This window comes from Collinsella aerofaciens (assembly GCF_009876115.1).
GTDB classification, from domain to species: domain Bacteria; phylum Actinomycetota; class Coriobacteriia; order Coriobacteriales; family Coriobacteriaceae; genus Collinsella; species Collinsella aerofaciens_N.
Map to the genome: position 1 here is coordinate 19,130 of NZ_WWSY01000010.1, position 12,884 is coordinate 32,013.

Consider the following 12,884-nt stretch of genomic DNA (forward strand, 5'->3'; position numbering starts at 1 on the left):
AGAAAGGCCGGCGCGCTGCATTTAACAGCGCGCCGGCCTTATCGTTTGGCTAACGAGACGGTCCCGTTATGAATTGAAGTTCGTTGCAGAAACTACGCTCGAAACGCTACATCTGCTTGCGACGACGATCGCCCAGCGTCACGCCCGCGGCAACGAGCGTAATGCCGCCGATGACGAAGACCTCACCTGCAAGCGCGGAGGTATCGCCCGTCTGAGCAAGTGCACCGTCCGTGGCCTTCTTCTTGGCGACAGGAGCCTTTGCGGCAGTCTGCGCAACCTGAGGCTTGGCCTGCGGCTCAGCCTTGGGATGATACTTGTCGTACTCGGCCTGCGCGGCAGCCAGGGCATCCTTGGCATCGCCAAGCTCGGCAAGCGCGGCGGCATAGGCGTCGTTGGCATCGGACAGCTTGGCATCGGCATCGCTCAGAGCAGCCTTGAGACCAGCGGCGGCATCGACGGCAGCCTTATAGCGAGCGTAGGCAGCGTTCAGCTTGACCAGCTTCTCGTTGCCCGTCGTGCCCGCGGCAAGGGATGCCTTATGGTCGACAGCCTCAAGATCGGCCTTGAGTGCCTCATCGCTGGCAAGCTCGGCCTTGGCCTTGACGATCTCGAAGTTCGCATCGACGACGGCTTCGTTGGTGGCCTCGAGCTGCTTCTGGGCATCGGCGACACCGGCGACGGCAGCGTCATAGGCGGCCTTGGCGTCGTCGACCGCCTTCTGGGCACCGGCGAAGCGCTCGAAGGCCTTGTTTGCGGTGGCAAGCTCGTCCTCGGCGGCCTTGGCCTTCGCCTGTGCGTCGGACAGGGTCTGCGTCTTGGCGGCAACTGCCTGCTTGGCGCCCGAAAGAGCGGTCGCGGCGTGCACATCTGCGGCCTGAGCCTTGTCAACGCCAGCCTGGGCAGTGTCGTCGGCCTTCTTGGCATCGTTAAGCGTGCCCTGCTTGTTCGCAAGATCCGTCTTGGCGGCATCGCACTTGGCGGCAAGGTCCTTGACCGAAGCGGTAGCGTTGTCATACGCCTCGTTGGCCTGATCGGACTTTACCTTGGCGGCGTCGCGGGCGCTGCGAGCCTTCGCCTTGTGAGCAGCGGCATCGGCTGCCTTCGTCTTGCTGTCAGCAAGCGTGGCGTTTGCCTTATCGAGAGCTGCCTGGGCAGTAGCGGCCTCGCTCTTGGCGGCGTCGAGCTTGGTCTTGGGCGTCTTGACGTCGATACCCTTGAGTTTGGCTTCGGCGGCGTCGTGGGCCGTCTTCGCGGCGGCGGTGCCGGACTTGGCCTTCTCGTACTCGCCCTTGGCGGTATTCACACTCGTATCGGCCGCAGCATAGGCGTCTTGTGCGTCTTTCTGATTATTGAGAGCGGCGAGATATGCCGTATCGGCCGTACCCAGCGTCTTCTGCGCCTCCGCCAGCTTATTCTGAAGCTGCTTCAGCTGCTCCTTCTGCTCCTGCGTGCCGCCTGCATTGTAGGCGGAATCGATGTAGTCGTTCAGAAGCTTCTTGAACTCGGAGACAGTGAAATCAGCCTGAGTGTCATCAGCGCTGTAATCGAAGATGGTTACCTCGGAATCGGTGTTCTTACCGCTACCGGTTGCAATACCGATGGCTTCCGTAGCGGAATCGATGATGTTGAGATAGTGCCCGCACTCATGGTAGATGCTGTTGTAGTTCTGATAGATGTAATAGGCATCATATCGGTGGCTACCGAGGTCGTCGCCGTACTGCGCGACGTACTTATCGAATGCCTCCTTCTCCTGGGTATAGAGACCGGTGTAGGGCCAGCCTAGGGTGTCCTCAGTCTCGCCGCCGGTATATGCACCGCCTCCACCAGCAAGATTTTCACCGTTATCCCAGTAGCAGCCCGAGTGCCCCCAGATGTTCGATGAATATGATGCATTAAGGGCGGCTGCCACAGTCATGCGGAGGCTGACGCTGAGCGCCGACTGACCGTTCGCCTTGCGAAGGTTGTTCTGGGTGTCGAGATATGTCAGGGCGTTGCGCATCTGCTCCAGGGAAAGCGGGTTGGTGTCGCGAGACATGTCCTGATCGACGTACTGGTCATACCATTCGGCCTTGTCATCGGCACCGGTCAGCATCGATACGGCGTCCTGGGCGTTCTTCTTCTGCGTGGCCGTGAACTGGCTGCCGCCGATGATGTAGTTCATGAAGCCGAACATACCCTGGCTGATGACATTCTGGTCTACGGTCATGTTCGACTTGAGGTCGGCGATCTGCTGGTTAAGCTTCTCGACCTCGGCGGTTGCGGCATCGTATGCATTTTTCGCATCGGTTACTTCAGCACGAGCCTGATTGAACTCGTTGTGCTTCTGCTGACGGATCTCGACGAGACGGTCGTACTCCGCCTTCTTGTCGGCCTCGGTCTGCTGGGCCTGCTCGTATGCCGTCTTCGCGGCGTCACGCTTACTGGCCGCGTCCTTGTACTCCTTGTTTGCCGCATCGTATGCAGACTGGGCAGATGCCACGGCAGCGTTGGCGGCGTTGGCCTTCTCCTGCGCGGCGGTGGCGGTATTCTGGGCCGCCTGCAGGTTCGCCTGGGCGGTAGCGTCGGCATCCGTCGCGGCATTGAGCTCCGCCTGCGCGGTCTTGAGCTCACCAGCAGCAGCGATCTTGGCGGCCTCAAGCGCACTCAGGTCGACACCCGTACCCGAGACGGCAGCATCGAGCGCGGCCTGCGCCTGGTTGAACTTCTGCTGGGCGTTATCGCGCGCGGTGGTTGCGGCTGCGAGCGCAGCGGCAGTCTCCTGCTTCTTGGCCTGGGCAGTCGTCAGAGCGGCCTCAGTGTCCTTCTTTTCCTGCTGGGCGCTAGCCTCGGCAGCCTTGGCCTGGTCCAGATTGGCCTGTGCAGTAGCAACGGCCTTATTGGCGTCATCGAGCTTTGCCTGTGCGTCCTCGACGGCCTTCTTGGCGGCCTCGTACTCGTCCATACCCATGGCCTCGAGCTTGGCCTGGGCATCATCGAGGGCCTTCTTGGCCTCATCCTGCTTTGCCTTGGCGTCCTTGAGCGCCTGGGTCTTATCCTCGACACTCTTGTTGGCTTGATCGAGCTGATCGTTCAGGTCGCCCAGCTTCTTCTGCTGCTGCTCGGTCTTTTCGACGGCGGCTTTGAGCTCGTCAATCTTCTCCTGGAGCGCGGCGACTTCTGCTGCGTTCTGCTCGATTTCGTTGTCGCTCACAGCCTGCGAGGCCTGATTCTTTTGCTGCTGCGCCTGCTTTTGAGACTGGCCCGCCGCGTCGGCCTTCTTCTGGGCGGCATCGTAGACGGCCTGAGCGTCCTTGAGCTGCTTTGCCGACTCCTCGGCCAGCTGGGCAGCCGTCTTTACGACCGCTTGGTTACCGGCGGCAACGGTGTTCTCTACAGAACTACCCCCCCCCTGAACAGAATCGCCGTTATCGGTTGACGGTGCAGCAATTGCCGCCAGCGGCGACATAAGCGGCTGAGCAATGAGGCCCGCCGTCAAAACGGTTGCGACGGCGCGGTTGGCAACGCCCTTGACGTTGACGGCCTTAGTCCGAGGCTCAAAGTGTTGTGGACTGTAGTTTGCCATGGCTTTCTCCCTTTGACACGGATGTATCCATACGCTTCAAAATGTAGGAGCTGATTTTTGAATTCTGTTGCGCAACATTGGTCACCAGCGGATTTTTTGAAATTCGCGCTCTCGTGCTTCACAATTTCGTCACATATGTAGGAACTGGTGCATCATATTCTTGCAGGATCGAATTGAGCCTATGATTTGCATTTGCTCCCGCGTCATCCGCCCTATCGGATTCCGCATCCAACAGACACCCCGCCCGCCACGGTGTAGAGTAAGGGCGACGAGCGGGATACGCGGACCGCGCTGGAACGAGGTGGACATGGAACTCGATAAACAACAGATCAAGCGGCTGCGCGAACGCCATCACCGGCGCCACGGCATCCGCCCTGCCCATAGTGAGGCCATGGAGAACGCCACCCGCTTCCTAAAGCGCGCATTCAACATTCGCGAGGGACGCGCGCCCTATCACGTGATCCGCAAGCGTTTTGTAAACGGGGCGCGTCTGACCGGCTCCCACCTATGCATCCTCATCATCGCCATGTTGATCGCAAGCATCGGCCTCGATATCGATTCGGACATCGCCATCGTGGGCGCCATGCTCATCTGCCCGCTCATGGGCTCGGTTCTTGCCATGGCATACGGCATTGCCACGCTCGACCGCGAGATTACCGTCGAAGCCGTCGCCAGCCTTGCGCTGCAAATGGCCTTTTGCCTGGTCACATCCACGTTGTACTTTAAGCTCTCGCCCCTTGGCACCACCACGGCCGCCATTATCGACAATTCGACACCAACTGTCTGGGACCTCGCTGTCGCGCTCGCCGGCGGCTTTGCAGGCGGCCTGGGCAACTCGCGCGACCAGGAACCCGCCACGCTCATCGCCGGTGTGGCCGTGGCGACCGCGCTCATGCCACCCCTGTGCGCGGCGGGCTACGGCATCGCCATCGCAAGCGGGTCGCTGTTTCTCTCGGCGCTTTACGAGTTTGGCATCAACGTGGTCTTTATCGCACTGGCTGCCGAAGCCGTACTACTTCTATTGCGTGTGCCGCTCAAGCGCGACCTCAACGGCGACGGTATTGTGACTGCTGAGGAAAATGCCGAGGTCGACGAGCTGTCACGCAAGGTGCGCCGCCGCATTATTGTGGGCACGGTGATCTTTGCCATCCCCTGCATCGTTATGACCGCGGGGTCTATTGGCTCGGCGCAGGTCGGCGTGCAGGACGGCTACGGCGTCACCGAGACCACACGCGAGCTTGCCGCGGTGCTGCCGGGCTTTAAGGATTACACCGTCGCCGTCGAGACCTCGGCCACCGAAGGGGACGAGGAGGGCATCGTCGAGCGCGAGATTGTCGCCCATGTGACGACAGGCGAGGCGCTTGGGGCACACGACCGCCGCGTTGCCCGCAAGCTCATCGACCTCAACGTACCCGAACTCGATCGCGTGGAGTTCGATGTGAAGTGATGCGGGATGTGAGATGGATGCGCGCACGGGCGCGAGTCGGAACGAGGCGCAGACGCGACGCAGGCCGCGAGCAAAAAAGCGGGGCGCGATTCATGTCCGTGCCCCGCTCGCTGTTTTATTGCCGTGAATCAACTGTCCGCATCGACATCGCCAGACTCCACCGTAAACGCCGGACCGGTACTCACCAGATAAAAACGGGTCACCCTGGTATCTCTAAATAGGTAGAGCAAGCCCTGATCGCGTCGGCGTGACAAGTACGCCACGTGGACCGTACCGAATTCTTCACCGTTTTCCTTCTTTAATATCAGGATGTTGGGGTCATCCGTACGCTTAAACTGCCCGTCTGTGCAGATTCCGTCTTGGTCGACCAGCTGCCATCGACAGTTGTCCTCCTCAAGAAAAGCCAGGGTTTCCCGACTCGTTTTGTCATCCCGATAGTAACCATCAATGACAAAGCCTTCGGAAGCACATTCCTGCATATAGGATGTTTCTCGACTTATAGCAAACAGCCCCGTAGCGCCTAAGAGCACAGCCAGGCAGACCACTGCAAGGGTTATCGAAATAGCACGGCGACCCATGTTAGCCCAACCGATAGTTATTTAACGGAGCGCGAAACATACCTGGAACCTCCGATATCAGGGGGAACGTCACCTATGGCCTGCCGGCAATCATATGTTTCCAACATCAAACCATATGGCTGCCACTCACGGAGGGGGCATCGGCGAACGGCGTGTTTTCATACTCTATTGGTCAAACCTAAGCGCAGCGCTACAACTTGTACTTGTACACGCGATAGATGTACTTCTCGGCTTCCATCTCGTAGGTGGCGATGGGCAGTCCGCAGCGATCGTACTCGGTAAAGGTCTTGGCCTGGCCCGATGCCACGAGCATGCTGTTCGAATTGCCGACGCGCTGCGCACTGCTGACGTAGCCCGAGAACGGCACCGCGATCTGGTCCTCGAGCTCATAGGTGCGTGCGGTCTCGTCCACCGCGAACACGCGCCCAAACGAATGCGTGCCCTTGCTGTAATCAGTCACTACCGCGGCGCCCAGCTGGCCCCAGTCGAACTTGGGATAGCTTTCTGCCGCACCAAAGTTGTTGTCGTATAGCAGCACCTGGTAGCGACCAATCGTGGTCGTCTCGTCATTTGGCAGATAGGTCAAACCGTGCTGGCCTGCGTTGAGCGAAAAATCGCCTTGGGCCCGCAGCAACTTGTCCTCAAAGCCCGGACCGGCCCAAAAATCGGGCAAGCCCACGGAAGGCTGTAGCAAGGTCATTTGCGCAACATATGTCCAGCAAAAACGGGTGGTAGCCGTACCGGCTACCACCCGTTTGTCTCATATCCAGCCCATAGCAGGCCAGTTACTTCTTAATGCCACGCCCCAGACGCTCGGCGACCGACGCCACGGCCTCCTCGCTGCCCGGTCCGCAGCTCACGCAGCCGTCGTGGGCACGCATCTGGCCGGTGACCTCGTCCATCGCGAGCGGCGCTACCTTCTCGAGCCTAAAGCCCTTACCGGCGCGCATGTTTTCCTTGGCCACGCTGATCATGAGCTTGATACGGTTGAGCTGGTTGACCTCGGATGCACCGGGGTCGTAGTCCACCGCGACGATGTTGCTCTCGGGATGCTGGCGGCGCAGCTCCTTGATCACGGCCTTGCCCACCACGTGGTTGGGCAGGCACGCGAAGGGCTGCGTACAGATGATGTTGGGCGCGCCGTGGTCGATCAGGTCGAGCATCTCGGCCGTGAGGAGCCACCCCTCGCCCATGTTGTTGCACACCGAAAGCACCGTGCGGGCCTTGTCGGCCATGGTGCCGATGCGCTCGGGCGCCTCAAAGCGGCGGGACTTTTCGAGCATCTCCTCCACCGGCGTGCGCATCCAGTCCACAAGCTTGATGAGCGCCTGCATGCCCGCGCGCGTCGTAGCAGAGCTTCCCAGCTCGTCCTTCTGCAGCTCGGCGTTGCTCATGGAGTACAGGAAGAAGTCGAGCAGACCCGGCACCACGGCCTCGCAGCCCTCGCGCTCGATAACGTCGACCACGTGGTTGTTGGCCGTGGGATGGAACTTGACCAAGATCTCACCGACCACGCCCACGCGCGGCTTAGTACCCTCGCCCACGAGCGGCATAGTGTCGAACGCGCGGATGGCCTCGCGGCACAACTTGGTGTAGTTGTGACGGTTAAACTTGGGTGCCAGCTTGCGGGCACGCGCCATGTACTCCTCGTAGAGCGCGTTGGCGGCACCGGGCGTTGCCTCGTACGGGCGGCAACGATAGAGCATCTGCATCATCACGTCGCCAAAGAGCACCGCGTAGACTGCCTGCTTAAGCAGCGCCGGCGTAATCTTAAAGCCGGGGTTGTCCTCGCCCAGCGCCACGGCCGAAAGCGAGATCACCGGAATCTCGGGGTGGCCGCTCTCGCGCAGGGCCTTGCGGATAAGCGCGATGTAGTTGGTAGCACGGCAGCCACCGCCGGTCTGGCTGATGACCACGGCTGTCTTGGACAGGTCGTACCGACCGCTCTCGATGGCCTCCATGATCTGGCCCGTCACCAGAATCGACGGATAGCAGATGTCGTTGTTCACGTAGCGCAGGCCGGCCTCGACGGCATCGTGATCGGTCGAGGGCAGCAGCTCCAAGTTGTAGCCGGCACCGCGGAACACCTCTTTGACCAGGTCAAAGTGAATCGGCGCCATCTGCGGGCACAGGATGGTGTAGCCCTCGTCGCGCATCTGCTCGGTAAAGGGTACCTTGGGCCACGCGGTCGAAGCACTCTCGCGCTGCGCCTCGAACGTGTACTTGCGGCTCGCGAACGCGGGGGCATCCGTGGAGGGCGCCACCGGCGCGGCATCACCCTGCTCGTAGGCCTCGCCCGCTGCCGTAGCCTCGGCCAAGCGCTCGGCCTCCTGGTCCTTGAGCGCCGCCATGAGCGAGCGGATGCGGATGCGCGCAGCGCCCAGGTTGGACACCTCGTCGATCTTGAGCACGGTGTAGATCTTGCCGCTGGCTTCCAGAATCTCCTGCACTTGGTCGGTGGTCAGGGCATCAAGGCCGCAGCCGAAGGAATTGAGCTGGATCAGGTCCAGGTCGTTGCGCATCGTCACAAAGCGGGCGACGGCATACAGGCGGCTGTGGTACATCCACTGGTCGACGACGCGAATCGGACGCTCAGGCTTTACCAGGTGCGCGAGCGAATCCTCGGTAAAGACCGCAAAACCAAAGCTTGAGATAAGCTCGGGCAGGGCGTGGTTGATCTCGGGGTCGTTATGGTAGGGACGACCGGCGAGCACGATGCCGTGACCGCCGTGGTCCTCGACCCACTTAAGGGCCTCCTCGCCCATGGTCTGGATGTCCTCGTGGAAGCGCGCGTCGGCCTCAAAGGCAGCGTTGACGGCGGCATCGACCTCGGAGCGCGTGATCTTGGGTCCACGCACGCGACCGCGACCGGCCTCAGCATCGGCCACACGGTCGACGGCGAGCACCTGGTACAGACGGCGCTTGAGCTCGGTCTTGTCGTGATAGGGCACAAACGGATACAGGAACTCGATGTTCTGCTCGCGGATCTCGTCGATGTTGAGTGCCAACGCCGTGGGGTAGCTCATGACGATGGGGCAGTTGTAACAGTTGCCGGCGGTCGGATCCTCCTTGCGCTCCCAGCGCACGCACGGCATCCAGATGAAGTCGACATCGCGGTCGATAAGGTTCATCACATGGCCGTGGCTCATCTTTGCCGGATAGCACACGCTCTCGGACGGCATGGACTCGATGCCCGCCTGGTAGGTCTTCTTGCTCGACTGGTCGGACAGCTGCACGCTAAAGCCCAGGCGCGTAAAGAACGCGTGCCAGAAGGGGTAGTTCTCGTACATGTTGAGCGCGCGGGGGATACCGACGGTGCCGCGCGGGGCCTCGTCGGGGCTCAGCACCTCGCGGTTAAAGAGCAGCTCGTTTTTCTTTTTGAAGAGGTTGGGGGCCTCGGTCTTCTGCTTTTTGTGGCCGGCGCCCTTCTCGCAGCGGTTGCCGGTAATGAAGCGCCTACCGCCGCCAAAATCGTTGACGGTGAGCTGGCAGTTGTTGGAGCAACGGCCGCAGCGGACGTGCTTTTGCGTCACGGTGAGGTGCGCGATGTCCTCGGCCGAAAGGATGATCGAGGTGCCGTCGGCGCCGGCGCGATCGCGGGCGAGCAGGGCCGCACCGTAGGCGCCCATGCAGCCGGCGATATCGGGGCGCACGGCGTGAACACCGGTGAGCTGCTCAAACGCACGCAGCGTGGCGTCGGACATAAAGGTACCACCCTGGACGATCACCTGACTGCCGATCTCCTTGGGATCGCGCAGCTTAATAACCTTGAACAGGGCATTCTTGATGACGGAATAGGACAGGCCGGCCGCGATGTCGCCCACCGTGGCACCTTCCTTTTGCGCCTGCTTGACGCGCGAGTTCATAAAGACCGTGCAGCGGCTGCCCAAATCGACCGGGGCCTTGGCATGGATGGCGGCATCGGCGAACGCGCGCACGTCCATGTTCATGGACACGGCGAAGCTCTCGATAAAGCTGCCGCAGCCCGATGAGCAGGCCTCGTTGAGCATAATGTGCTCGATGACGCCGTCCTTCACGCGCAGGCACTTCATGTCCTGGCCGCCGATGTCCAGGATAAACTCGACACCGGGCAGGAATGCCTTGGCGCCGCGCAGGTGCGCAACGGTCTCGATCTCGCCGGAGTCGGCCTTGAGGGCCTCGATGAGCAGCGCCTCGCCGTAGCCCGTGGTGGTCACGTGGCCGATGGTGCAGCCGGCAGGGATGTGATTGTAGAAATCGGCCATGATGACCTTGGCCGTGCCCAGGATGTCGCCGTTGTTGTTGCCGTACCAGGTGTGCAACAGCTGGCCGTCCTCGCCCACGAGCGCGGCCTTCATGGTGGTGGAGCCGGCGTCGATGCCGATGAACACGCGGCCGGTGTAGCCGTCGAGCTTACCCTTGGGGACGACTTCCTGGTCGTGGCGGTTCTTGAACTCGACAAAGTCATCGTCGGTGGCAAAGAGCGGATCCAGGCGCTCGACCTCGGCACCCTGTGTGTCACCCAGGCTGTCGATGGCCTCGATAAGCTGCGGGAACGTGCTGAGCTTGTTGGACTCGTGCGCCATGGCAGCGCCGCTCGCCACAAACAGGTGGGCGTTTTGGGGCACAATGCGGTGCTCCTCGTCCAGGTTGAGCGTGAGGTAGAAGCGGTGGCGCAACTCGGAGAGATACTGCAGCGGGCCGCCCAGGAAGGCGACGTTACCGCGAATGGGACGGCCGCACGCCAGGCCCGAGATGGTCTGGGTCACGACGGCCTGGAAGATGGAAGCGGCGACGTCCTCGGGGCGGGCGCCCTCGTTGAGGAGCGGCTGCACGTCGGTCTTGGCAAAGACGCCGCAACGGCTGGCGATGGGATAGATGGTGGTGGCGTTGGCCGCGAGCTCGTTGAGGCCGCTCGCGTCGGTGTGCAGCAGAGTGGCCATCTGATCGATGAACGCGCCCGTGCCGCCGGCGCAGGTGCCGTTCATGCGCTGCTCGATGCCGTTGTCAAAGTAGATGATCTTGGCGTCCTCACCGCCCAGCTCGATGGCGACATCGGTGGCCGGGATAAGGGTCTCGACGGCGCGTTTGCTGGCGATGACCTCCTGGACAAACTCCAAGTCGAGCCACTGGGACAGCAGCAGACCGCCCGAGCCGGTGATGGCGCAGGTCATCTGGGCCGTCGGCAGCACAGTCGCGGCGCCCTCGAACAGATCGCGGGCGCAGGCACGGACGTCGGTGTGGTGGCGCTGGTACTTGGCGTAGACGATCTGGTTGTCATCGTTGAGCACGGCAAGCTTGACGGTGGTGGAGCCCACGTCGATGCCCAGGTGCAGGTTGCCGCGGGCGGCCTCGGGGTTGAAGATCGCGCCTTCGGGGGCGTGGGCGGCGGCTACGGGCTCAGCGGCGGTGGCGGGCTCGCTAGCGATGGACGTCTCCCCTGCCACGTTCTTGGCATCGGCAACGGCCTCGGCAACTTTCTCGGCAGCCGCGGTCGCGGCCTTCTGCGCGGCGTCCACCACGGCGGGCGCGGCCTCGCGTGCGGCAGCGACCATACGGTCCTTGATGCCCTCGACGAGTTTGCTCATCTGTCTCTCCTCTTAGTTGTTGGACTCGACGGTTGCGGCGGTGTCGGCCGCATCCTCGAGCTGCAAGTTCAATAGCTTCATGCCGTATTCCGGCACGTTGATATCGATGGGCTGGCCATACAGGTCACCAGGACGAACAAAAGCGAGCACCGTCATAATGCGCGCCATGGCCTCGGGCGATTCGGTGAGCCCACGCTCAAACCAGCGCTGAATCATGCCGACCTCGGCACTCACAACGTAGGTGACGTAGTAGTCAAAGAACGTGCCCAGCGCCAGGCCCAAAATGCCCGTCTGCGCACGCGGCACCACAGCCTCACGCGCAGTGTCGATGATCCTTTTAATGAAGGCCTGGTCGCCGCCCGGACCCAGCAGCGCACCGATTAAGTCGCGGTTGGCCGCAAGATAACGCAGCAGCTCAACCGAACCGGGCGCCGGCTCGAGCTCATCGATGTTGTGATAGAGATCAGGCAGCTGAGCTGCGGTGATGAGCTCAATGCGCTCACGGATCTCGGCCAGCAAGCCGTCCTCGATTTGATTGATAAAGTCGGGGATATCGCGGTAGTGTGAATAGAACGTGCGACGCGTAAGGCCGGCGCGCTCGGTGAGCGACGCGACATTAATGCGCGAAAGGTCGCCGCTTTCGGCAAGCTCGCTGGCAAGTGCCTGGCGAAGGGCACGCTGCGAGCGAAGGGACCGGCGATCGCATTTCTCGAGCTGGGACAAGCGTCCTCCTTGTTACTCAGCCTGTGCACTATTGCACAGTGCGAGTATTATTGCACACCGTGTGTACCAACACGTAAAGGCAATATTTAGATTGTGGCAAAGGGACTGTCCCTTTGTCACATTATTCGATGACGGTGCGGGAGTTTTGCTTGCGCATGGTGGCGAGCATGTGTTTGGGGACGGCATGGACCATGCAGCTGCCGATGGTCACGCTCGCGGCGGCCTTAGCTGCATCGCTAGCGTTTTTGGTCGCGTAGCTGTGGCGGAAGCGTTTGAGCATGGCGATATCGTTGCCGCCGTCGCCGTAGACCGCGACCTCGTCCTCGGCAATACCGTAGTAGCCCGCCAGCCATGCCACGCTCTCGCCCTTGTTGCATGCCGCGTCCGTGATCTCGAACATCACCGGATCGAACGGCGCGTTGACCACGCGGTCCGAGCGCTCGGCCAGATACGCCTTAAGGTCGCGCTCCAGCTCGGGCGAGGTCACGCGACAGTTGATCTTGCACACATCGTGGCGCAGGATGTCACCGATCGACTGGTCGAAGTACTGTTCCTCGTGATAGCCGCCACGCGCACGCATGCCGCGCATCACGATGCGCTTGATAGGGCTGTCCTTTTTAAAGCCCGCCTGATGCATCTCGAACGATCCGCTCGAGAACATGCCATCGGGCGTTGAGCAGTCAAAACAGATATCCGGAAACTCCTTGAGCAGTTCCTCGGTAATCTGCGGGTCGATGGTCCAGGTCTTGAGCACCTCGCCGTGGCTGTCGCGCACGATGGACCCGTTGGAGCAGCAGGCGTCAAGCGCCAGGCCCGTAAAGCCATGCTCGCCGATTGGCAACGTCGAGCGCCCGGTCGCGGGAACCACATGCAGGCCAGCCTCGGTCAGCTCGCGAATGGCACGGCGGATGGTCCTATCTGCCTCGTGCAGGGCGTTCAGCAGCGTTCCGTCTAAGTCACTCGCAAACATCTTGATCATGGGCGTGCCTCTCCTTCGTCTGCACGAT

At 61.5% G+C, this 12,884-nt stretch carries 7 protein-coding genes; 1 reads left to right on the plus strand and 6 read right to left on the minus strand.

Annotation, left to right across the window (positions count from 1 at the left end; all coding sequences use genetic code 11):
• Positions 1-106: 106 nt before the first annotated feature.
• Positions 107-3,562 (minus strand): CAP domain-containing protein, encoded by a 3,456-nt coding sequence (locus GT571_RS06475; protein WP_161156153.1) that lies wholly within the window; start codon positions 3,560-3,562, stop codon positions 107-109.
• Between the two features lie 307 nt (positions 3,563-3,869).
• On the opposite strand from GT571_RS06475, the gene GT571_RS06480 reads away from it, so the two are divergent.
• Positions 3,870-5,009, plus strand: coding sequence for a DUF389 domain-containing protein (locus tag GT571_RS06480; protein ID WP_161156155.1), 1,140 nt, complete (start codon positions 3,870-3,872; stop codon positions 5,007-5,009).
• A gap of 128 nt (positions 5,010-5,137) precedes the next feature.
• On the opposite strand, the gene GT571_RS06485 is transcribed toward GT571_RS06480, so the two are convergent.
• The 5 genes from GT571_RS06485 to GT571_RS06505 form a co-directional block, all read right to left on the minus strand.
• A complete protein-coding gene (locus GT571_RS06485; protein WP_147344059.1) occupies positions 5,138-5,587 on the minus strand; it encodes a hypothetical protein in 450 nt (149 codons plus the stop codon).
• 190 nt (positions 5,588-5,777) lie between these two features.
• Positions 5,778-6,287 carry an aryl-sulfate sulfotransferase gene (locus GT571_RS06490; protein WP_204987205.1) on the minus strand — a complete coding sequence of 170 codons (510 nt, stop codon included), beginning with the start codon at positions 6,285-6,287 and terminating at the stop codon, positions 5,778-5,780.
• A gap of 85 nt (positions 6,288-6,372) precedes the next feature.
• Positions 6,373-11,154 (minus strand): 2-hydroxyacyl-CoA dehydratase, encoded by a 4,782-nt coding sequence (locus GT571_RS06495; protein WP_161156159.1) that lies wholly within the window; start codon positions 11,152-11,154, stop codon positions 6,373-6,375.
• A 12-nt stretch (positions 11,155-11,166) separates the two neighbouring features.
• On the minus strand, positions 11,167-11,877 hold the full coding sequence (locus GT571_RS06500; RefSeq protein WP_040358972.1) for a TetR/AcrR family transcriptional regulator: 711 nt from the start codon (positions 11,875-11,877) through the stop codon (positions 11,167-11,169).
• Positions 11,878-11,998: 121 nt separating this feature from the next.
• Positions 11,999-12,856 carry an HAD-IIB family hydrolase gene (locus GT571_RS06505; protein WP_161156161.1) on the minus strand — a complete coding sequence of 286 codons (858 nt, stop codon included), beginning with the start codon at positions 12,854-12,856 and terminating at the stop codon, positions 11,999-12,001.
• Between the last annotated feature and the right edge of the window lie 28 nt (positions 12,857-12,884).